Genomic DNA, 21,510 nt, shown 5'->3' with positions numbered 1-21,510 from the left:
GAACGAAGGGCGGACCAGTGAGTAGTGGCACCATGGCGCCGGAGGCGGCGGCTGAGTCGACCTGGCGGACGCTGCGGCGGGGCTTGGCGCTCTCCCCGGAGTTGCGGGTCGGGTTGGCGGGCACGCTCGGCCTGGCGCTGGTCTACATGGTTGGTCGGGCGGCCGTGCCGGTGGCGGTGCAGCAGGGCATCGATAACGGTATCGCCGGCGGCCTCCGCCTGGATGTGGTCTGGACGGTGGTGACCGTCACCACGGCGGTGCTGGTGGTGACCACGGCCTGTGGCTATTTCATGATGCGGCGGTTGTTCACGGTCAGCGAGACCGCCCTCTCCAACGTTCGGGTTCGGGCCTTCCGACACGTCCACGACCTGTCGATGCTGCACCAGCAGTCCGAGCGGCGTGGGTCGTTGGTGTCCCGGGTGACCAGCGACGTCGACCAGATCACCCAGTTCCTCCAGTGGGGCGGTGTGATCCTGCTGATCAACCTCGGGCAGCTGGTGGTCACCACCGCGGTCATGCTCGCGTACTCCTGGCAGCTGACCCTGGTGGTGTACGCGGCGTTCGGCCCGGCGGTGTTCGTGATCCGGCTGGTCCAGCGGCGGCTCGCGGGCGCGTACGGGGTGGTGCGGCAGCGCACCGGCGCGCTGCTCGGCGCGATCGCCGAGAGCGTGGTGGGTGCGTCGGTGATCCGGGCGTACGGCATTTCCGGGCGCACGGCGCGCCGGCTGGACGAGGCGATCGACAGCCAGCGGCGGGCCCAGCAGCGGGCTATCCGGATCAGCATCCTGGGTAGCTCGGTCGGGGAGATCGCGGCCGGGTTGGCGTTGGCCGGCGTGGTGGTGCTGGGGGTGCTGCTCGGCGCTGACCGTACGTTGAGCGTCGGTGAGGTGACCGCGTTCCTGTTCCTGGTGACCCTCTTCGTGCAGCCGGTGCAGATCGCCACCGAGGTGCTTAACGAGGCGCAGAACGCGATCGCCGGCTGGCGACGGGTGCTCGACGTGTTGGATGTCGAGCCGGATGTCGCGGACCCCGGCGAGTCGGGGCGGGAGCTTCCGCCGGGTCCGCTGGATATCCGCTTCGTCGGGGTGGGTTTCGCCTATCCGGGCGGCGCACCGGTTCTGCACGACATCTCGGTGGAGATTCCGGCGAAGAGCCGGGTGGCGGTGGTCGGCGAGACCGGCAGCGGGAAGACGACGTTCGCGAAGCTGCTCACCCGGCTGATGGATCCGACCGAGGGGGACGTGCTGCTCTCCGGGGTGCCGTTGCGGGAGGTGCGGTTCGGCTCGCTGCGGTCGCGGGTGGTGATGGTCCCGCAGGACGGGTTCCTCTTCGACGCCACGGTCGCAGAGAACGTCCGTTTCGCCCGGCCGGACCTCACCGACGCGCAGCTCACCGCCACCTTCGTGGAGCTGGGGCTGGCGGACTGGCTGGACGGTCTCCCGGCGGGCCCGGACACCCCGGTGGGGGAGCGCGGTGAGGCGTTGAGTGTTGGCGAGCGGCAGTTGGTCGCGCTCGCCCGCGCGTACGTCGCCGACCCGGATCTGCTGGTGCTCGACGAGGCCACCAGCGCGGTCGATCCGGCGACCGAGGTGCGTCTGCAGCGGCGGTGACCCGGGGCCGGACCACGCTCGCCATCGCGCACCGGCTCTCCACGGCACAGGCGGCCGACGAGGTGATCGTGGTGGATCGCGGGCGGATCGTGCAGCGGGGTGCGCACGAGGAACTGGTCCGCGACGCCGGGTCGGTGTACGGGCAGCTCTACGCCTCGTGGCTGGAGCAGACCCGGTGACTGCGGCGGGGCGAGCCGACCGGCAGCCCTCCGGCGGGGTGACCCAGCTCCGCCAGCGGGGTGGCCAGCCCGCCGGCGGGGCGGTGAGATAGCGCTGCATGGTGGGGCCGCGGGCACGACGACGAGCAGCGCGACCGTGCGCCGGTCGTGGCGCAGTTGGCGCAGGATGCGGCCGGTGGTGGCGGCGAGGATCCGGGGATTCACGACGCCTCCTGTCCGGCCGTGCCGGCCTCGCCTGCCTGGATCATTCGTAGGAACGCCGCTTCCAGGTCGTCCACGCCGGTCGCCGCGCGTACCGCCGCTGGTGTGTCGTTCGCGATCAGCCGTCCTTCGCGAATCAGCCGGAGTCGCTAGTTGAATTACGCGGGTGAGCAAGGCGCACGGGTGCCGTACCACCCGCCGGTCGGGTATCGGAGAATGGGTGACTATGCCCGTACCTGACGCGCCGTCGACCGGCGCCCTGCCCGGCTCGGACCCGAGCGGCGGTCCGGCCCAGCCGTCCCGCCTGGACCCGGCCATCGCCGCGCGCCTACGCCGTACGTCGGACGGGCTCCTCGCCGCGGTGGTCCGCCAGTACGGCTCCGCCGAGGTGCTGATGCTCGCCTGGATGGACGACGAGGCGCTCCATCGGACGCTGACCACCGGCCGGGCCACCTACTGGTCCCGTAGCCGCGGCGAGTACTGGGTCAAGGGCGCGACCTCCGGACATCACCAGTACGTCCGCGCCGTCGCCCTCGACTGTGACGGAGACGCCTTGCTGGTCGACGTCGATCAGGTCGGCCCGGCGTGTCACACCGGCCGGCGGAGCTGCTTCCACAACGACCTGCCGGTCACCGGCGGGTCCGGCGAACGGCGGGCCCGGTCATGACCGACGGCACCGTCCGTCCGGACGAGACGAGCTTCGTCGAGCAGGCCGCCGGGAGGCGGGTTGTGCCGGTCACCCGGCGGCTGCTCGCCGACGCGGAGACGCCGGTCGGCGTCTACCGCAAGCTGGCCGGCGGTCCGGGCACCTTCCTCCTCGAATCCGCCGAGCAGGGCGTCGGTTCAACCGGCATGACCTGGTCCCGGTATTCCTTCGTCGGGGTCCGCAGCGCGGCGACCCTGACCGAACGCGACGGCGTCGCGGTGTGGACGGGGCAGCCGCCAGCGGGGCTACCCACCGCCGGCGACCCGGTCGCGGTGCTTCGGGACACCGTCGCCGCCCTCGCCGGGCCACCTCCCGATGACACCGTCGGGCTGCCGCCGCTGACCGGCGGCATGGTCGGCTACCTCGGGTACGACCTGGTCCGGCACTTCGAGCGGCTGCCCGAGCGCACCGAGGACGACCTCGGCCTGCCCGCGCTGGGAATGATGCTCGCCACTGATCTGGTGGTGCTCGACCACTACGACGGCTCGGCGCTTCTGGTGGCCAACGCCGTCCTGCCGCCGCCTCAGGCACCGGATCGGGCGGCGGCGGTAGCCGCCGCGTACCACCACGCCGTCGGGCGGCTGGACGCGATGACCGCCGCGCTGTCCCGGCCGATTCCGCCGATGGCCGCCACCGTTGGCGCAGCGCCCGTGGGGGACGTGCGCTGCCGTACGCCCAACGGCGGTTACCAGAAGGCGGTGCTGGCGGCAAAGGAGGCGATCAGCGCCGGCGAGTGCTTCCAGATCGTGTTGTCGCAGCGCTTTGAACGGGCGACCGACGCCGACCCGCTCGACGTGTACCGGGTGCTGCGGACCACCAACCCCAGCCCGTACATGTACCTGCTGCGCTTTGACGGCTTCGACATCGTCGGCTCGTCTCCCGAGGCCCACCTGAAGGTGGCCACCGAGGTGGACGGAGAGCGGCGCGCCCTGTTGCATCCGATCGCCGGCACCCGGCCGCGCGGCAGCTCGCCGGAGGCCGACGCCCAGCTCGCCGCCGAGCTCCTCGCCGACCCCAAGGAGCGCTCGGAGCATGTGATGCTGGTGGATCTGGGCCGCAACGACCTGGGCCGGGTCTGCCGACCCGGCACGGTCGAGGTACCCGAGTTCGCCACGATCGAGCGGTACAGCCATGTGATGCACATTGTCTCCACTGTGGTCGGTGTACTCGCCGAGGACCGCACCGCCTTCGACGCGCTCGTCGCTACCTTCCCGGCGGGCACTCTCTCCGGTGCCCCCAAGGTGCGGGCGATGGAGTTGATCGAGGAGTTGGAGCCGGTACGGCGTGGGCTCTACGGCGGCACCGTCGGCTACTTCGGCTTCGGCGGTGACCTCGACATGGCGATCGCGATCCGTACCGCGCTGATCCACCGTGGGCGTGCCCATGTGCAGGCCGGCGCGGGCGTGGTGGCGGACTCGGACCCGGCCGCCGAGGAGCAGGAGACGCGGAACAAGGCGGCCGCCGTGCTGGCCGCCATCGCCGCGGCCGAGACCCTGCGTGCGGCTCGGTGAGCGCCGAGGACGAGGCCGGTCCGGTGAGCGCCGAGGACGAGGCCGGTCCGGGGCGCGGCGAGGACGAGGCCGGTCCGGTGCGCGCCGAGGACGAGGCCGGTCCGGTGCGGTCCCGGGCCGGCCGGCGGGAACTGCTCTACGCGGTGCTCCTCGGGGTGGCCGGAGCCGGCCTCTCGATCTGGGCGGTGAGCCGGGCCTGGGTGGTCGAGCCGGCGCCGCGTCCGGCCCCGTTGCCGCCGGTTCGGGTCGTCCGCACCGGCGTGCAGTTGCTGCCCTGGCTGCCCGCACTGGCTCTGGTCACCCTCGCCGGGTGGGGTGCGGTGCTGGCCACCCGGGGGCGGGTACGGCGGCTCCTCGGCGGTGCGTTGACCGGGCTCGGGGTGGCGGTGGCCGCCGGTGGTGGGTATGGCCTGGTCGCGGGGTTCAGCGGCGAGATCAGTCGGCAGTGGCCGCTGCTCTGTCTGCTCGGTGGCGGGTGCGCCGCGGCCGCCGGCGTGCTGACCGCGGTCCGGGGGGACCGGTGGTCGGTGATGGGTGCTCGATACGAGCGGTCGGCGGGGGCGGCGACCGGCCCGGTGCCGGGCCGGAGCACCAGGGACACGTGGGACGCGTTGGATCGGGGTGCGGATCCGACGGACGACTGACGCCGCCCGCCGCCGGGTCCGGCTGCCCTGCCGACTCAGCCCATCGGCCGTGGGTCGCGGTTCGTGGTGAACTCGGCGACGATCCGGTCCAATTCGGCCCGCTGGTCGGCGCGGGCCTGGTCGGCGCAGACGGCTTCCCACGCGTTGCCCCGTGCGGTGCGTGTCTGCGCCTCGCCGACCACGGCGCGTTCGAGCGTGTGCACCACGCCGACGGCGAGCGAGGCGACCGTACGGGAGATGGTGGTGAGGCCGATGCTCTCAGTGCTCATGATCAATCCCGGAGATCGTTGGGTGGCGCGGGCGGATACCGAACCGAGTTTGCCCGAGGGGAGTGTTCATCGATTCACGTTTCGTCGGGGTGTCCGCCGTGTCAACTCTGACTCCGCGGTGCTGGCCTGGGAAGAGTTCGCTGGCCTTGAGCTTGCTCACAGCCCTGCCCCCGGGCCTCCGGCCGGCGGTTCGCCCGCCGGATAGCATCACATCAATACCCAGGATGGCGGTGGTCGACGGTCGTCGGCCCCGACCGACGACCCGGGAGGTGATGGCTGTGGGTGAGCTCGCCCTCACTGGAGGTTGGGCATTATGCCGCAAGCCGATTCGTGAGGAGCGCCATACCCCCGGCGGTCGGCATCGGTTACGCCGCCTAGCATCGGTCCATGACGCCCGGAGAGGGGAGCGTTGGTGACTGCGGAGCATGCGCACGCGGGAGGGAGCGACGCCGGTTCGGCGAAGCCCAGCGTGCTCGATGAGATTCTGGCCGGAGTACGCGAGGACGTGGCTCGGCGGCAGGACCAGGTCCCGCTGGAGCGCATTCGAGAACTGGCCGCCGGCGCCCCGCCGCCGCTGGATGCGTACGCGGCCCTGCGTCGGCCCGGCGTGGCGGTGGTCGCCGAGGTGAAGCGTTCCTCGCCGTCCAGGGGACGGCTGGCGGAGATCGCTGACCCGTCCGACCTGGCCAGCGAGTACGCCGGCGGTGGTGCCCGGGCGATCAGTGTGCTCACCGAGGGGCGCTGGTTCGGTGGTTCGCTGGATGACCTTGCCGCCGTCCGGGCCGCGGTTGATGTTCCGGTGCTGCGGAAGGACTTCGTGGTCTCCAGCTACCAGGTGCATGAGGCGCGGGCGCACGGCGCCGACCTGGTGCTGCTGATCGTGGCGGCGTTGGAGCAGAAGGTGCTGGTCGGCCTGCTGGAGCGGATCGAGTCGCTGGGCATGACCGCCCTGGTCGAGGTGCACGACGAGGAGGAGGCGGACCGGGCGTTGGAGGCCGGCGCCCAGGTGATCGGAGTGAACGCGCGCGACCTGCGTACGCTGGAGGTCGACCGGTCGGTTTTCGAGCGGATCGCGCCGGGCCTGCCCAGTAGCGTTGTCAAGATCGCTGAGTCGGGGGTGCGCGGGCCGCACGATCTCATCCGATACGCGTCGGCCGGTGCCGACGCGGTCTTGGTCGGTGAGGGCCTGGTTACCCAGAAGAGCCCCCGGGAGGCGGTGGCCGAACTGGTCAACGCCGGTAACCACCCGGCAACACCCCGTCCGGTGCGCTGAGCGCGCTCTGGTCAGAACGAAGGGAGCCGCGATGAGCGTCGACACGCCCGCCGCGACCGTCCGATACCCGGACGCCGCCGGCCACTTCGGCCGGTTCGGCGGCCGGTTCGTCCCCGAGGCCCTGGTGGCCGCCTTGGACGAGCTCGACGACGCCTGGCGTACCGCGATCGGGGACGAGTCATTCCAGACCGAGTTCGCCGCCCTGCTCCGCGACTACGCCGGCACCCCCTCGTTGCTCTACCCCGCCCGGCGTCTCTCCGCCAAGATCGGCGCACAGGTGCTGTTGAAGCGGGAGGACCTCAACCACACCGGGGCGCACAAGGTGCGCAACGTGCTCGGCCAGGCGCTGCTGACGAAGCGGATGGGCAAGCGGCGCGTCATCGCCGAGACCGGGGCCGGTCAGCACGGGGTGGCCACCGCCACCGCGGCCGCCCTGTTCGATCTCGAGTGTGTGGTCTACATGGGTGCGGTGGACACCCAACGGCAGGCGCTGAACGTGGCGCGCATGCGGATGCTGGGCGCCACCGTGGTGCCGGTCACCACCGGGTCCCGCACCCTCAAGGACGCGATGAACGAGGCGATGCGGGACTGGGTTGCCAACGTCGACAGCACCCACTACCTCATCGGTACGGCGGCCGGCCCGCACCCCTTCCCCGCCCTGGTCCGCGATTTCGTCCGAGGTATCGGCGACGAGGCCCGCCAGCAGTGCCTTGACCTGGTCGGTACGCTGCCCGACGCGGTCACCGCCTGCGTCGGCGGCGGCTCCAACGCACTCGGTGTCTTCCACGCCTTCGTTGACGACCCGAGTGTGCGCCTGTACGGCTTCGAAGCCGGCGGGGACGGGCCGGCGACCGGCCGGCACGCGGCCAGCATTACCGGTGGCTCCTCGGGCGTGCTGCACGGGACCCGGACCTACGTGCTGCAGGACGCCGATGGTCAGACCGTCGAGTCGCACTCGATCTCGGCCGGGTTGGACTACCCGGGCGTCGGGCCGGAGCACGCCTGGCTACACGACACCGGCCGGGCAACGTACCGGCCGGTGAACGACGCCGACGCGATGGCCGCCTTCGAGTTGCTCTGCCGTACCGAGGGCATCATCCCCGCGATCGAGAGCTCCCACGCGCTGGCCGGTACGGTCGCGATCGCCCCGGAACTCGCCGCCGAGCTGGGCCGGGAGCCGGTCGTGGTGGTCAACCTCTCCGGCCGTGGTGACAAGGACGTGCACACCGCCGGGGCGTACTTCGGCGTCCTTGACAAGGAGTGACAGCGTGAGTCGCATCGGGGTTGCGTACGACCGGGCTCGGGCCGAGGGCCGGGCCGTCCTCGTCGGCTGCATGCCCGCCGGGTTCCCGACCGTCGAGGGCAGCATCGCCGCGATGACCGCCATGGTCGAAGCGGGCGTGGACGTCATCGAGGTGGAGATTCCATACTCCGACCCGGTGATGGACGGTCCGGTGATCCAACGGGCCAGTGACATGGCCCTGGCCGGCGGCGTCCGGGTCGCCGACACGCTGCGCATCATCGACGCGGTCGCCGCCACCGGCGCGCCCGTGGTGACGATGACCTACTGGAACCCGATCGAGCAGTACGGCGTTGACGCCTTCGCCCGGGACCTCGCCGCGGCGGGCGGCACCGGGCTGATCACGCCCGACCTGATTCCCGACGAGGCGCAGGAGTGGCTGGCCGCCTCCGACGCGTACGGGCTGGACCGGACCTTCCTGGTCTCGCCCTCCTCGACTGACGCCCGGTTGCAGATGACCGTCGAGCACTGCCGGGGATTCGTGTACGCGACCGCGCTCATGGGGGTCACCGGGGCCCGTGAGCGGGCCTCGGCGGCGGCCCCAGTGCTGGTGTCCCGGGTCCGGGCGGTTACCGACCTGCCGGTCGGCGTCGGCCTCGGGATCGGCACCGGGGAACAGGCCGGTATGGCGGCCGGGTTCGCCGATGGGGTCATCGTCGGCAGTGCCCTGATTCGCTGCCTGCTCGATGCCGCGAGTTTGCCGGCGGGGCTGACCGCTTTGCGTGAGCTGAGCACCGAACTCGCCGCGGGCGTCCGGACCCCGGCCTCCTGACGAGCGCCCCGGGGTCACCGGCCCGGCACTCCGGAGACGCCCGCCCCGGGGTCACCGGCCCTGCCCTCCGGAGATGAGCGCCACGGGTCGTGTGGGCCGGGGTGCCACAGCGGGGCCGAACGGCGGTAGCCTGTGCACTCGTGACCCTCGCCTCGCAGACCCCTTTGGCGGCCCTGCCCAGTCCAACCACCGCGGTGTGGCAGCTGGGCCCGGTGCCGATCCGTGCATACGCGCTTTGCATCCTCCTCGGCATCGTGGTGGCCTGTTGGGTCACCGAGCGACGGCTGCGCCAGCGCGGAGTGGCGCCGGGGGCGGTGCTCGACATCGCCGTGTGGGCGGTGCCGGCCGGCATCATCGGCGCCCGGATCTATCACGTGATCTCCTCACCAGAGAAATACTTCGGCACCGGTGGCGATCCACTCAAGGTCTTCGCCATCTGGGAGGGAGGTCTCGGTATCTGGGGCGCGGTGGCCGGTGGCGCGCTGGGTGCCTGGTATGCCGCCCGTCAGCTCGGCATTCCGCTCGTGGTGGTGGCGGATGCCCTCGCCCCGGGGTTGCCGCTGGCCCAGGCGATTGGGCGGCTCGGCAACTGGTTCAACAACGAGCTCTACGGTGGGCGTACCACGCTGCCCTGGGGCCTGGAGATCCACCGGATGGACCAGGAGACGGGCCAGGCCCTGCGTGACGACGCCGGGACACCCATCCTCGAGGCGGGGCTCTACCATCCGACCTTCGCCTATGAGGCGCTGTGGAACCTGGGTGTGGTCGCCCTCGTCCTCCTCCTCGACCGCCGACTGAAGCTGGGCCGCGGCCGGGCCTTCGCGCTCTACGTGCTGGGCTACACGGCCGGCCGGTTCTGGATCGAGATGATCCGCACCGACGAGGCGAACACGATCCTCGGCGTACGGCTGAACGTCTGGACCGCGGCGGTGGTCTTCCTCGGTGCGTTGATCTACTTCCTGCGGGTGCGCGGACCGCGCGAGTACCTGATTCCGATCCGCGAGGTGCCGGCGTCCGTCCCCGAGTCGGACGTGTCGCAGGTCGACCTCTCCGCTCGCGAGGCGAGTGCCCAGCCGGCGACGCCGGAGGGCTATCAGGTGGTTGACGAGAAGCAGTTCCGGCACTGGCAGGAGACGGGGGAGGTGCCGCCGGGGCCGGAGACCGGGGGCTCCGGTGACGATCCGCCCAGCGGCCCGCCGGCGGATGCCGCCCGGCCCGCCGACCAGCGCGACAGCTGAGCGAGGAGGGCCGCATGCGTAGCGCGGTCGTGGTCGGCGCCGGCGTCGGTGGCCTTGCGGTCGCGGGCGCGTTGGCGCGCTCCGGCTGGCAGGTCACGCTGGTCGAGCGAGCCGACCGGATCCGTCCGGAACCCACCGCGGTGCTGCTCTGGCCCAACGGGGTACGCGCACTGCGCGCCCTCGGTCTCGGCGCCGGGCTCGACGCGATCGCCACTCCGCTGCCGAGCAGTGGGGTGCGCCGACCCGACGGCCACCAGTTGGTGCGGCCCCGTCCGGTCCCGGCGGACCGAAGCCCGGTCGTGGTGCACCAGGAGGACCTGCACGATGCGCTCATCGCCGGGCTGGGTGACGGTGTGGAGTTGCGGACCGGTGTGACCCTCCGTTCGGTTCGGGCGGAGCCGGGCGCCCGCCCGTCCGTCGGTGACGGCCGGCACACCTACGAGGCGGACCTGGTGGTCGCCGCCGATGGCCTCGACAGCGTGGCCCGGGCGCAGCTCGCACCGGAGGCGGCGGTGGTCAGTTGTGGCTCGGCCGCGTGGCGGGCGGTGATCCCGTGGTACCGGGCGCCCCAACTCCCCGCCGACCTGCCGCCGACCGGGGAGATCCTCGGCGCCGGGTACCGCTTCATCTACGTGTCGCTGGGCGAACGGGGCGCGTCCGGGGCCTCCAGCCGCGGCGGGATCTACTGGGTGGCCACCGCCGCCGGTGCGCCCCGGCCGGAGTCGCCGGAGACCCAGCTCGCCCTGCTGCGTCGCTGGTACGCCGGCTGGCCCGCACCCATCGCCGAGCTGCTCGACGCCACCGACCCGGCCGACCTGGTCCAGCGGGAGATCCGCGAACTGCGCCCGCTGCCCCGCATGTACGGCTTCCCCACCGGTCCGGGCGGGGCGGTGCTGCTCGGTGACGCCGCGCACGGCATGCCCCCGCACCTGGGGCAGGGGGCCTGCCTCGCCTTCGAGGACGCCGCCACCCTGGCCGCGTTGCTCCGGGAGTCCCGGCTGCCGGACGCGGTCGTCGCCTACGACCGGACCCGACGGCCCCGGGTGGCGGCGGCGGTCCGGCAGACCCGACGGATGTCGGCGGTGCTCCAGGCCCGGGGCCGGCTTGCGCTTCGGGCCCGCGACGCGGTCCTCGGCGCCCTCACCCCCCGGCTGCTGGGCAGCGCCGGCACGTCCGCCGACCAGTGGCATCCTCCGTCCTGACCAGCTCCGGATCGGCGGGAAGACGGCCGAGGGGTGATGCGGCGATGGAGTACCTTTCTCACATTCTGGAAGGTGTGATCAATCTGCACTGGCCTTGTGCGGCCCCCCCTAACGTAGACTCAAATGACCCTTGAGGGCCGACGTCGTCCCGACCAAGATTCAGCCTGAGTGACGACAGGAGGCCCGGGTGGCCGCTTCGTACCCGCACCGCATCCCGCAGCAGGTCCCGCACGCCGGCCCGAACGAGTCCACCGCCGGGCTGTACGACCCCGCGTACGAACGCGACGCGTGCGGGGTGGCGTTCGTGGCGGACCTGCGCGGCCGGCGGTCGCACGAGGTGGTGGCGAATGGGCTCGCCGCGCTGCGCCGGCTGGACCATCGGGGCGCCCGGGGTGCGGAGCCGAACACCGGCGACGGCGCGGGCATCCTGATCCAGGTGCCGGACGCGCTGCTGCGCGCGGTGGTGGACTTCCCGCTGCCCCCGGTCGGCGAGTACGCGACCGGCCTGGTCTTCCTGCCCGACGACGACGAGGCCGAGCTGCGGGCCCGCCGGGTGGTGGAGAAGTACGCGTTGGTTGAGGGCGCCGACCTGCTGGGGTGGCGGGACGTGCCGGTGGATCCGGCGGGCCTGGGCGCGACGGCGCTCGCGGCGCTGCCCCGGGTCCGGCAGCTCTTCGTCACCGCACACCGGCTCACCGACTCGGCGATGGGCCCAGCTGGTTCCCGGTTGACCGGGATCGAGCTGGAGCGGGTGGCGTACTGCGTCCGCAGGCAGGCCGAGCGGGAGTCGGCGGAGCGCGGCGTGCCGGCATACTTTCCGTCGCTCTCCGGCCGCACGATGGTCTGGAAGGGCATGCTCACCCCGGACCAGCTGCCGGAGTTCTACCCGGAGCTGACCGACGAGCGGATGTGCAGCGCCATCGCGCTGGTGCACTCCCGCTTCTCCACGAACACCTTCCCGTCCTGGCCCCTGGCGCACCCGTTCCGGTTCATCGCCCACAACGGCGAGATCAACACCATTCGGGGCAACCGGAATTGGATGCAGGCGAGAGAGTCGATGCTCGCCGGTGGAGCCGGTGCGGCGCTACCCGGCAACATTCGTCGGATCTTCCCGGTCTGCACGCCGGGTGCGTCCGACTCGGCCAACTTTGACGAGGTCCTGGAGCTGCTGCACCTGGCGGGACGAAGCCTGCCGCACGCGGTGTTGATGATGATTCCGGAGGCCTGGGAGAACGACCCGGACATGCCCGCCGACCAGCGGGCCTTCTACCGGTTCCACGCCAGCCTGATGGAGCCCTGGGACGGGCCGGCGTCGGTGGCGTTCACCGACGGCGAGATCGTCGGGGCGGTGCTGGACCGCAACGGCCTCCGTCCCGGCCGCTGGTGGCAGACCTCAGACGGGCTGGTCGTGCTCGGCAGCGAGGCGGGCGTGCTGGACCTGGATCCGGCCACCGTGGTCGCCAAGGGACGCCTGCAGCCCGGTCGGATGTTCCTGGTGGACACCGTGGGCGGTCGGATCGTGCACGACGACGAGATCAAGGCCGAGCTGGCGGCGGCCCAGCCGTACGAGGAGTGGCTCCACGCCGGCCTGATCGAGCTGACCGACCTGCCGGCCCGGGAGCACATCGTCTACACCCACGACTCGGTTCGTCGCCGGCAACAGGCGTTCGGCTACACCGACGAGGAGCTGAAGATTCTCCTCGCGCCGATGGCGCGGGTCGGTGCCGAGCCGATCGGCTCGATGGGAACGGACACCCCGATCTCCCCGCTGTCCACCCGACCCCGGCTGCTCTACGACTACTTCCACCAGCTCTTCGCCCAGGTCACGAACCCGCCGCTGGACGCCATCCGGGAGGAGCTGGTGACCAGTCTCCAGTCCACGATCGGGCCGGAGGGCAACCTGCTCGAGCCGGGGCCGGCGAGCTGCCGGCAGCTCGTGCTTCCCTATCCGGTGATCGACAACGACGAGCTCGCGAAGATCCTCTCCGTCGACGAGGACGGGAACCTCCCCGGATTCAAGGCGGTCCGGGTCTCCGGCCTGTACCGGATCCGGGAGGGCGGCGCGGGCATCCGGGCGCGGCTGACCGAGATCTGTCGGCACGTCTCCGAGGCCATCGAGGACGGCGTGCGCATCCTCGTCCTCTCCGACCGGGACTCCAACGCGAACCTCGCCCCGATCCCGTCGTTGCTGCTCACCGCGGCGGTGCACCAGCATCTGGTTCGGGAGCAGACCCGGACCCAGGTGGAGCTGATCGTGGAGTCCGGCGACTGCCGGGAGGTGCACCACGCGGCCGTGCTGGTCGGGTACGGCGCGGCGGCGGTCAACCCGTACCTGGCGTTCGAGTCGGTGGAGGACATGATCTCGACTGGGGCGCTGGTCGGCGTCGAGCCGGGCACCGCGGTTCGCAACTACGTCAAGGCGCTCGGCAAGGGCGTTCTGAAGATCATGTCCAAGATGGGCATCTCGACCGTGTCGTCGTACTGCGGCGCCCAGGTCTTCGAGGCGGTTGGGCTGGACAGCCAGCTGATCGAGCGGTACTTCCGGGGCACTCCCGGCAAGATCGGCGGGGTTGACCTGGACGGGATCCACGTTGAGGTTGCCGCTCGACACGCCCATGCCTGGCCGGAGCCGGGGACGGCGACGACCGACCGGCTGGATGTCGGCGGCGAGTACCAGTGGCGGCGTGAGGGTGAACTGCACCTGTTCAACCCGGAGACCGTCTTCCTGCTCCAGCACGCCACCCGCAGCCGGCAGTACGACGTGTTCCGGGAATACACCTCGAAGGTTGACGCGCTGGCAGCCCAGGGGGGTGCGCTGCGGGGCCGGTTCACGCTCCGTACCGGAGTGCGCCCGCCGGTGCCGATCGAGGAGGTCGAGCCGGCCAGCGAGATCGTTCGGCGCTTCGCCACCGGCGCCATGTCCTACGGATCGATCTCGGTGGAGGCGCACGAAACCCTCGCGATCGCGATGAATCGGCTCGGCGGCAAGTCCAACACCGGCGAGGGCGGTGAAGATGTCGAGCGACTATACGATCCGGCCCGCCGCTCCGCCGTCAAGCAGATCGCCAGCGGTCGGTTCGGGGTCACCACCGAGTACCTGGTGAACGCCGATGACCTGCAGATCAAGATGGCGCAGGGCGCCAAGCCCGGCGAGGGTGGCCAACTTCCCGGCAACAAGGTCTGGCCGTGGATCGCCCGGACCCGCCACGCGACCCCGGGAGTCGGCCTGATCTCTCCGCCACCACACCACGACATCTACTCCATCGAGGACCTGGCCCAGCTCGTGCACGACCTCAAGTGCGTCAACCCGGCGGCGCGGGTGCACGTCAAGCTGGTCAGTGAGGTCGGGGTGGGTACGGTCGCGGCGGGTGTGGCGAAACTGAAGGCCGACGTCATCCTCATCTCCGGGCACGACGGCGGCACCGGTGCGTCCCCGCTGAACTCGCTCAAGCACGCGGGTACCCCGTGGGAGCTGGGCCTGGCCGAGGCGCAGCAGACGCTGCTGCTCAACAAGCTCCGCGACCGGGTTACCGTGCAGGTCGACGGCCAGCTCAAGACCGGTCGGGACGTGCTGGTCGCGGCCCTGCTCGGGGCGGAGGAGTTCGGCTTCGCCACTGCCCCGCTGATCGTCGAGGGCTGCGTGATGATGCGCGTCTGTCATCTGGACACCTGCCCGGTCGGCATCGCCACCCAGAACCCGGTGTTGCGTGAGCGGTTCACCGGTCAGCCGGAGTTCGTGGAGAACTTCTTCCTCTTCCTCGCCGAGGAGGTCCGTGGGTACCTCGCCGAGCTGGGCCTGCGCTCGATCGACGAGGCGATCGGCCGGACCGAACTGCTCGATGTCGCCCCCGCAGTTGATCATTGGAAGGCGACCGGTATCGACCTGAGCCCCGTCCTGCGCCTGCCGGAGCTACCCGAGGAGACCGCTCGACGGGGTGTCCGCGCCCAGGACCACGGTCTCGGGCTGGCGTTGGACAACGAGCTGATCGCGCTCGCCGAGCCGGCGCTGCGCTCCGGCACCCGGGTGCGGACGCGGGTGCCGGTGCGGAACGAGCACCGCAGCGTCGGCGCGATGCTCGGTGGCGAGGTGGTCCGGCATCACGGCGGGGCCGGCTTGCCCACCGACACGATCGAGTTCGACCTGCACGGCACCGTCGGGCAGTCGTTCGGTGCGTTCCTACCGTCCGGGGTCACCCTGCGCCTGCACGGCGACGCCAACGACTACGTCGGCAAGGGCCTCTCCGGTGGGCGGCTGGTGCTCCGCCCGGACCGGGCCGCGCCCTTTGTCAACGCGGAGGCCATGCCGGGCCGGCGGGCGGAGGACCAGATCATCGCCGGCAACACCATCCTCTACGGCGCCACGGCAGGCGAGGTCTTCCTCCGCGGTCGGGCGGGGGAGCGGTTCGCGGTACGCAACTCCGGGGCGGCTGCTGTCGTCGAGGGTGTCGGTGACCACGGCTGCGAGTACATGACCGGCGGTACCGTCGTGGTGTTGGGGCCGACGGGGCGGAACTTCGCGGCCGGGATGTCCGGTGGGACCGCGTTCGTGTGGCGGCTGGATAGTCGGCGGGTCAACACGGAGCTGGTGGACCTGACGCCGCTCAGCGAGCAGGAGCAGGCAACCCTCTATGACCTGGTCCAGCGGCACTACATCGAGACCGACTCCGCGGTCGCCGAGGATTTGCTCAAGCGCTGGTCGGAGGCGGTGGCGGAGTTCACCGCCGTGGTGCCCCGGGACTACCGCCGGGTGCTGGAGATCATGCGGGCCGCCGAAGCCGCCGGCTACGACGTGGACGACGCGGTGATGAGTGCCTTGGCGGCGCCGGCAGCGCAGCCCGCGTCGGCCGCACCGTCCACGCCGGTGTCGCCCGTCGCGCGGGTGGCCGTCCAGGAGGTAGCTCGTGCCTGATTCGTTTGGTTTCCTGCGCTACGACCGGCAGCTTCCCGCCCGCCGGCCCGTGCCGGTGCGGATCATGGACTGGCGGGAGGTCTACCCACCGGCGGGTGAAGAGCTGATCCGGGAGCAGGCCACCCGCTGCATGGACTGTGGCATTCCGTTCTGCCACGACGGCTGCCCGCTGGGCAATCGCATCCCGGACTGGAATGACCTGGTCCGCACCGGTAGTTGGGACGCCGCGGTGGAGACGCTGCACGCCACCAACAACTTTCCGGAGTTCACCGGTCGGCTCTGCCCGGCACCCTGCGAGGCGGCCTGCGTACTTGGCCTCGGCGGCCAGCAGCCGGTCACGATCAAACAGGTCGAGGTGGAGATCGCCGACGCCGCCGTGGCCCGTGGCGGGCTGCGGCCCTGGCCGGTGCCGCCGGCCAGTGGCCGTTCGGTGGCGGTGGTCGGCTCCGGGCCCGCCGGGCTCGCCGCCGCGCAGCAGCTGGCCCGGGCCGGGCATGCGGTCACCGTGTACGAGCGGGACGACGCCCTCGGCGGCCTGCTGCGGTACGGCATCCCGGACTTCAAGCTGGAGAAGCATCACATCGACCGGCGGCTGGCGCAGCTCGCCGCCGAGGGGGTGCGCTTCCGGACCGGGGTGGAGGTCGGTGTCGACGTGACCGCCGAGCAGCTGCGGGCCGAGCACGACGCGGTGCTGCTGGCCTGTGGCGCCCTGGCCAGCCGGGACACCCCGGCGACCCCTGGGCGTTCGCTGCGCGGGGTGCACCAGGCGATGGGGCACCTCGTCGCGGCCAACCGGGTGGTCGCCGCCGCGGGGGCTAACCCGCCGGCCACCGCGGTGCTGCCGGATGGCACGCCGATCGACGCGGCTGGCCGGAACCTGGTCATCATCGGTGGCGGAGACACCGGCGCGGACTGCCTCGGCGTCGCCCACCGGCAGGGCGCCGCCGCGGTGTACCAGCTCGACCTCTACCCGCAGCCGTCCCGGCAGCGGGACGAGGCGCGGGATCCGTGGCCGACCTGGCCGTGGATTCTGCGCGAGTACCCGGCGCACGAGGAGGGCGGGGAGCGGGTCTTCGCCGTCGCCGTGCAGGAGTTCGTGGACGACGGCAGGGGGGCGGTGCGGGCGGTCCGGATTGCCGAGGTGACGGTGGAGAAGAGCGCTGGCCGGCGGAGCGTCACCCCGGTGCCGGGCACTGAACGGGAGCTACCGGCCGACCTGGTACTGCTGGCGATCGGTTTCGACGGCACCGAGCCGCAGCCGCTGCTTGAGCAGCTCGGGGTGTCCCGCAACGAACGGGGCGCGGTAGCGGCCCGTGCGGACTGGCAGACCGATGTGGACGGCGTCTTCGTCGCCGGGGACATGCACCGGGGCGCGTCGCTGATCGTGTGGGCGATCGCCGAGGGTCGGGCCGCCGCTGCCGCCATCCATTCGTACCTGGACGGGCGGGGTTCGCTGTCGGCGCCGGTGGGATCGGACGCTCGCCCGCTGGCCGGCTGAGGGGCGGCCGGGGCTGGGGGCGGCCGGTGGTGCAACGTATTCACTTTGGTGGATTGCTTCGGTACACCCGCTCGCGCCCTGGCGGCGCTGGTCGCCCTCTGCGTCGCCGTCGTCGGCGCAGTGCTGGCTCCCAGCGCCGCGCAGGCCGCGACCATCAACTACGTCGCGCTCGGCGACTCGTACTCCAGCGGCGTCGGTGCCGGCCCGTATGACGGGTCCAGCTGCCTGCGCAGTCAGAAGTCCTACGCCCCGCGTTGGGCTGCGGCGAATGCGGTGACCAGCTTCCAGTTCCCGGCCTGTGGTGGCGCGGTCACCGCCGATGTCATCAACAGCCAGGTCGACTCGCTCAGCGCGAGCACCACGATGGTCACCGTCACCATCGGTGGTAATGACGCCGGCTTCGCGAGCGTGCTGCTCACCTGTCGGTTCAGCAGCACCTCGGCCTGCACGGAGGCCATTGATGAGGCCCGGGACTTCGCCCAGACCACCTTGCCTGGCCGGCTGGACGCCACCTACGCGGCGATCCGGGACCGGGCGCCGAACGCCCGGCTGATCGTGCTCGGCTACCCGCGCCTCTTCGAGACCGGCTGGTGTGGCCTGTTCGGGATGAGCGTCACCAAGCGGCAGCAGCTCAACGAGGCCGCTGACCTCCTCACCAGCATCACCGCCGGCCGCGCCGCCGCGGCCGGTGCCACCTTCGCCGACCCTCGTTCCTACTTCGCCGGCCACGGCGTCTGCGGCGACGAGCCCTGGATCAACGATGTCACCAGGATCGAGGCGTATCACCCCAACAACAAGGGCTATCGCGACGGCTACCTGCCGGCGCTGAACGCCGTCACCGGCTGACCCGGGCCTGGCGTTCGGCTGACGCAGCCCGGCGGCCGGCGGTCCCTGGTGGACTGCCGGCCGGCCGTGGGGGCAGGTGCGGACGGCGGCGGTGCTGGCCGCCGCCTCTGGTTCATGCTGGGCGACGGTTCCCGACGGCGGCATCGCCGATGCGGGGAAACGGTTCGATCGAGAAGACCACCTCGACCGGCACCTCGAAGTAGGCGGCGATCCGTAGCGCCAGGTGCAGGCTGGGCCGAAACTCCCCCCGCTCCAGGTAGCCGATGGTCTGGTAGTGCACTCCGAGCGCGTCGGCGAGCTGCCGCCGGGAGATGCCCCGTTCGGCGCGCAGCACCGCGATCCGGTTGTGCACGGTCTCGCTCATCGATGCCCTCTCATCCGACCCGCTGCATGGCCTGCTCCCGTCGGGCCGCGACTCGCGAGCCGGACTCCCGGCGGGCCATCCGCCGCAGCAGCACCGGCGCCAGCAACAGTCCGAGCGCCGCCCACGCCCCGAGGACCGCAACCATCTCCAGATGGCGCCAGGATCCGCCGATCTCGACCGCCGCCAGGTCAGCCGGAAGCAGCGCGGAGCGCATGCCCAAGCCTAGCCAGTAGAGCGGGAACACCTGGGCGGCGCCCTGGAGCCAGCCGGGCAGGCCGCTGATCGGGTAGAAGATGCCGGAGACGGCGATGAGACCCATAACCGGCAGCACCACCAGCCCCATGTTGCGGGGGTTCTCGATCAGAGAACCGATCATCGCGCCCAGCGGGAGCGTCGCCACCAGCCCGAGCGGCACCACCCAGGCCAGGGTGAGCCAGGCACTGGGCTCGCCCAGCCGGAGCCCGTCCAGGAAGAACATCCCGGGGGTCAGTTGGACGACCAGGCCGATCATCGCGACCGAGGAGACCAGCACCAGCTTGCCGACCAGGTAGCCGAGCATCCCGTTCGGGATGGCCTTGGCCCGCAGCAGGGTGCCGTCCTCCCGGTCCACGACGAGGTGCTGGGCCAACCCGAGCAGCCCGCCGAAGAGTAGGCCCATGCCGAGCGCGCTGGGCAGGGTCCGCGCACCGAGGGAGAAGTCGGTGCCGGGTACGGTCGCCCCCCGCATGAAGAAGACGGCGACCAGCAGCACCACCGTGGGGAAGAAGTAGTTCCACAGGTCCTGGCCGTTGGTGAAGGTGCTGCGCAACTCGATCACGCCGCGCCGCAGGCCGGCCCGGAGTGCGATGGTATTCGGGTTCATCGGGTCCCCTCCTGCTGCTGCCACACCCGTTCGGCCCAGCCGGTACGGATTCCGGTCTCCTCCTCGTGCACCAGGGCCAGGTACGCGTCCTCCAGGTTGGCCCGGCGTACCTCCAGTTCCTGCACCTGGTCGCCGTGTTCCCGGAGCAGTTCGCGCAGGAAGCCGGTGGCGTCCATGGTGGCGTGTACGTGACGTTGGCCGTCGCAGGTCCAGCGGATCTCCGCATTGGTCGTCAGTCGGCGGGAGAGCTGGTCCGGCGAGCCCCGGGCGATGATCCGGCCGTTGGCCAGGATGATGATCAGGTCGGCGAGCTTCTCCGCCTCGGCCAGATCGTGGGTGGTCAGCAGGACGGTGGTGTGGTCCAGGTCGGCGAGGCGGTGCACGAGCTCGTGGAATTCGCGTCGGGCCGCCGGGTCGAGGCCGACCGTCGGCTCGTCCAGGAAGAGCAGCTCTGGCCGGCCCACGATGCCGACCGCCACGTCGAGCCGCCGCCGTTGCCCGCCGGAGAGCCGGGACACCCGAGCGTTGGCGTGTGCGGTCAGCCCGACGGCCGCCAGCAGGTCGTCCACCGGCCATGGGCGTTGGATCAGGTCGGTCGCGTATGGCGCGTAGTAGTAGCCGAGGTGGGAGAGGAGGTCCCGGACCCGCCACCGGCCGTGGTCACGCCAGGACTGGAGCACCACGCCGATCTGGGCGCGCCACCGCTCGTCCCCGTGGGCGGGGTCAACGCCGAGCACCCGGATCGAGCCGGCTGAGGGTAGCCGGAACCCCTCAAGGATCTCGATGGTGGTGGTCTTGCCGGCGCCGTTCGGCCCGAGCAGCGCGATCACCTCCCCTCGCTGGGCGGTGAGGTCGATGCCGTTCAGTACGTCGACGGTGCCGTAGCGCATGCGTAGGTCTCGAACGTCGAGGACCAGATGATCGTCGGGATTTCGGGGCGCCTCGACAGCCTCCGACCGTTCGACTGTAGTCATGCTCTGGAAAATAGCACTTCGACTACAGGTCTAGGTATAGCAACTCTTTCCTGATGGGGTTGGGACTGCGTCGTGGCGTAGGGATTTCGCGACCCATATTCCCAGATGCGGCTTTTGTTCGGATAGCCGGAGTGTGCCGTGGGTGGAACAACAGGTTACTGGGAGGTAGCTAGGCATTGACGAATAAGAATTCCTGGCCGCATCATCGTTCGCACCGGTCGATCGGACTCGCACCGCACCCGCCACCCTCATGGAGGTGCAGCCATGCTGCTTCGAAAGACCGCCATCGTGCTCGCGTTCGCGCTCGGTGCCACGCTCACCGTCCCGGGCATCGCCGCCAGCGCAGCACCCGCCGTCCCCCAGGGCGCCGCCAGTGCGGCACCCGCCGGTGTTGCGGCGGAGCAAACATCCACCGACGCACCGGCGAGCAGTTCCGGTGCCGCCGCAGCCGGCCCGGCCGCGGCGACTGACAACCCGGTGATCATCGTTGGCGGGTTGAGCGGTTTCGCCTTCGCATATGAACCGCTCGCCGCGCGTCTGGGCGCCGACGGGTTCCGCCCCTTCATCTATGAATTGCCGGGGCTGGGCTTCGGCGACATCCCGACCTCGGCCCGTGACTTCGCCGACTACGTCGATCAGGTTCGCGCCACCACCGGTGCCAGCCGGGTGGATCTGGTGGGGCACTCCGAGGGTGGCATCGTGGCCCGCTACTACCTGAAGCGGCTCGGCGGCACCGGAGCCGTCGGCCGATACGTCAGCCTCGGCAGCCCGCACTACGGGACGTACGTGGCCAACATCGTCGCCTTCCTCGGGCTCGGCAACTGCGCCGGAGTGGTGGCCTGTCAGCAGATGACGATCGGTTCGGACTTCCTCGCCGACCTCAACGCGGGCGACGACACCCCCGGTTCAGTCAGCTACACCACGATCCGTACGTGGCAGGACGAGTTGGTGCGGCCGGTGGGCAACGCCGCGCTGGCTGACGGGGCGAACAACGTACTGATCCAGTCCTGGTGTCCGCTGCGGCTGGTCGGGCACCTCGGCCTGGCGCTGGACGGGACCACCTACACGGTGATTCGGCAGGCGCTGCGCGACCAGTCGACTCGCCCCAACTGCTGGGCCGTCTAGGAACGTTTCCCGGTGGGGCGGTCGGCA

The 21,510-nt window shown here is 71.3% G+C and carries 16 protein-coding genes and 3 pseudogenes; 13 read left to right on the top strand and 6 right to left on the bottom strand.

Going from position 1 to position 21,510, the window contains the following annotated elements; translation table 11 throughout:
• The first annotated feature begins 32 nt into the window (after window positions 1-32).
• A pseudogene (locus T398_RS06760) lies at window positions 33-1,789 on the top strand (ABC transporter ATP-binding protein).
• 105 nt (window positions 1,790-1,894) lie between these two features.
• Here the strand turns inward: T398_RS06760 and T398_RS06755 are convergent.
• Window positions 1,895-1,993 (bottom strand): annotated as a pseudogene (locus tag T398_RS06755) (ABC transporter permease); the annotation flags it as partial.
• A pseudogene (locus T398_RS06750) lies at window positions 1,990-2,139 on the bottom strand (ABC transporter ATP-binding protein); the annotation flags it as partial. The pseudogenes T398_RS06750 and T398_RS06755, both read right to left, overlap by 4 nt.
• Before the next feature lie 77 nt (window positions 2,140-2,216).
• Between T398_RS06750 and hisI the strand changes: the two are divergent.
• The 3 genes from hisI to T398_RS06735 all read left to right on the top strand — a co-directional run bounded on the left by hisI (window position 2,217) and on the right by T398_RS06735 (window position 4,851).
• Window positions 2,217-2,657 carry a phosphoribosyl-AMP cyclohydrolase gene (hisI, locus tag T398_RS06745; RefSeq protein WP_496445499.1) on the top strand — a complete coding sequence of 147 codons (441 nt, stop codon included), beginning with the start codon at window positions 2,217-2,219 and terminating at the stop codon, window positions 2,655-2,657.
• The gene (locus T398_RS06740) at window positions 2,654-4,207 is read left to right on the top strand and encodes an anthranilate synthase component I (RefSeq protein ID WP_496445498.1); all 1,554 of its coding nucleotides are present in this window, start codon (window positions 2,654-2,656) and stop codon (window positions 4,205-4,207) included. The genes hisI and T398_RS06740 overlap by 4 nt, the downstream gene beginning before the upstream one ends.
• Window positions 4,208-4,284: 77 nt before the next feature.
• A complete protein-coding gene (locus T398_RS06735) occupies window positions 4,285-4,851 on the top strand; it encodes a Trp biosynthesis-associated membrane protein (RefSeq protein WP_496445648.1) in 567 nt (188 codons plus the stop codon).
• 35 nt (window positions 4,852-4,886) lie between these two features.
• Here T398_RS06735 and T398_RS06730 read toward each other — a convergent pair whose 3' ends face one another.
• On the bottom strand, window positions 4,887-5,120 hold the full coding sequence (locus T398_RS06730; protein ID WP_018821151.1) for a hypothetical protein: 234 nt from the start codon (window positions 5,118-5,120) through the stop codon (window positions 4,887-4,889).
• Window positions 5,121-5,589: 469 nt separating this feature from the next.
• Between T398_RS06730 and trpC the strand changes: the two genes are divergently transcribed.
• The 8 genes from trpC (at window position 5,590) to T398_RS06690 (ending at window position 18,158) form a co-directional block, all read left to right on the top strand.
• Window positions 5,590-6,393 carry an indole-3-glycerol phosphate synthase TrpC gene (gene trpC / locus T398_RS06725; protein ID WP_496445647.1) on the top strand — a complete coding sequence of 268 codons (804 nt, stop codon included), beginning with the start codon at window positions 5,590-5,592 and terminating at the stop codon, window positions 6,391-6,393.
• 31 nt (window positions 6,394-6,424) lie between these two features.
• Window positions 6,425-7,657, top strand: coding sequence for a tryptophan synthase subunit beta (trpB, locus tag T398_RS06720; protein ID WP_496445497.1), 1,233 nt, complete (start codon window positions 6,425-6,427; stop codon window positions 7,655-7,657).
• Between the two features lie 4 nt (window positions 7,658-7,661).
• Window positions 7,662-8,465 (top strand): tryptophan synthase subunit alpha, encoded by an 804-nt coding sequence (trpA, locus tag T398_RS06715; protein ID WP_496445496.1) that lies wholly within the window; start codon window positions 7,662-7,664, stop codon window positions 8,463-8,465.
• A gap of 140 nt (window positions 8,466-8,605) precedes the next feature.
• The gene (gene lgt / locus T398_RS06710) at window positions 8,606-9,703 is read left to right on the top strand and encodes a prolipoprotein diacylglyceryl transferase (RefSeq protein WP_496445495.1); all 1,098 of its coding nucleotides are present in this window, start codon (window positions 8,606-8,608) and stop codon (window positions 9,701-9,703) included.
• 14 nt (window positions 9,704-9,717) lie between these two features.
• Window positions 9,718-10,905 carry an FAD-dependent oxidoreductase gene (locus T398_RS06705; RefSeq protein ID WP_496445494.1) on the top strand — a complete coding sequence of 396 codons (1,188 nt, stop codon included), beginning with the start codon at window positions 9,718-9,720 and terminating at the stop codon, window positions 10,903-10,905.
• A gap of 187 nt (window positions 10,906-11,092) precedes the next feature.
• Window positions 11,093-15,814, top strand: coding sequence for a glutamate synthase large subunit (gene gltB / locus T398_RS06700; RefSeq protein WP_496445493.1), 4,722 nt, complete (start codon window positions 11,093-11,095; stop codon window positions 15,812-15,814).
• Window positions 15,807-17,312, top strand: a complete 1,506-nt coding sequence (locus T398_RS06695; RefSeq protein WP_496445492.1) for a glutamate synthase subunit beta — start codon at window positions 15,807-15,809, stop codon at window positions 17,310-17,312. The genes gltB and T398_RS06695 overlap by 8 nt, the downstream gene beginning before the upstream one ends.
• Before the next feature lie 48 nt (window positions 17,313-17,360).
• Window positions 17,361-18,158 carry an SGNH/GDSL hydrolase family protein gene (locus T398_RS06690; protein ID WP_496445491.1) on the top strand — a complete coding sequence of 266 codons (798 nt, stop codon included), beginning with the start codon at window positions 17,361-17,363 and terminating at the stop codon, window positions 18,156-18,158.
• Between the two features lie 112 nt (window positions 18,159-18,270).
• Here T398_RS06690 and T398_RS06685 read toward each other — a convergent pair whose 3' ends face one another.
• From T398_RS06685 to T398_RS06675, 3 genes are read right to left on the bottom strand one after another with little or no spacing between them, the layout of a single operon-like run.
• A complete protein-coding gene (locus T398_RS06685) occupies window positions 18,271-18,522 on the bottom strand; it encodes a helix-turn-helix transcriptional regulator (RefSeq protein WP_180198578.1) in 252 nt (83 codons plus the stop codon).
• A 10-nt stretch (window positions 18,523-18,532) separates the two neighbouring features.
• The gene (locus T398_RS06680) at window positions 18,533-19,384 is read right to left on the bottom strand and encodes an ABC transporter permease (RefSeq protein ID WP_496445490.1); all 852 of its coding nucleotides are present in this window, start codon (window positions 19,382-19,384) and stop codon (window positions 18,533-18,535) included.
• A complete protein-coding gene (locus T398_RS06675) occupies window positions 19,381-20,358 on the bottom strand; it encodes an ABC transporter ATP-binding protein (RefSeq protein WP_496445489.1) in 978 nt (325 codons plus the stop codon). The genes T398_RS06680 and T398_RS06675 overlap by 4 nt, the downstream gene beginning before the upstream one ends.
• A gap of 264 nt (window positions 20,359-20,622) precedes the next feature.
• Between T398_RS06675 and T398_RS06670 the strand changes: the two genes are divergently transcribed.
• Window positions 20,623-21,483, top strand: coding sequence for an esterase/lipase family protein (locus tag T398_RS06670; protein ID WP_496445488.1), 861 nt, complete (start codon window positions 20,623-20,625; stop codon window positions 21,481-21,483).
• The last annotated feature ends 27 nt before the right edge of the window (window positions 21,484-21,510 follow it).

Source organism: Salinispora goodfellowii, from assembly GCF_059570675.1.
This window is presented reverse-complemented; position numbering and strand designations above follow the sequence as displayed.

Bases quoted from the DNA above. Each gene is read 5' to 3' on its own strand.
- hisI (WP_496445499.1), top strand. From the start codon at position 2,217: ATGCCCGTACCTGACGCGCCGTCGACCGGCGCCCTGCCCGGCTCGGAC.
- T398_RS06740 (WP_496445498.1), top strand. From the start codon at position 2,654: ATGACCGACGGCACCGTCCGTCCGGACGAGACGAGCTTCGTCGAGCAG.
- T398_RS06730 (WP_018821151.1), bottom strand. From the start codon at position 5,120: ATGAGCACTGAGAGCATCGGCCTCACCACCATCTCCCGTACGGTCGCC.
- trpB (WP_496445497.1), top strand. From the start codon at position 6,425: ATGAGCGTCGACACGCCCGCCGCGACCGTCCGATACCCGGACGCCGCC.
- T398_RS06705 (WP_496445494.1), top strand. From the start codon at position 9,718: ATGCGTAGCGCGGTCGTGGTCGGCGCCGGCGTCGGTGGCCTTGCGGTC.
- T398_RS06685 (WP_180198578.1), bottom strand. From the start codon at position 18,522: ATGAGCGAGACCGTGCACAACCGGATCGCGGTGCTGCGCGCCGAACGG.
- T398_RS06680 (WP_496445490.1), bottom strand. From the start codon at position 19,384: ATGAACCCGAATACCATCGCACTCCGGGCCGGCCTGCGGCGCGGCGTG.
- T398_RS06675 (WP_496445489.1), bottom strand. From the start codon at position 20,358: ATGACTACAGTCGAACGGTCGGAGGCTGTCGAGGCGCCCCGAAATCCC.
- T398_RS06670 (WP_496445488.1), top strand. From the start codon at position 20,623: ATGCTGCTTCGAAAGACCGCCATCGTGCTCGCGTTCGCGCTCGGTGCC.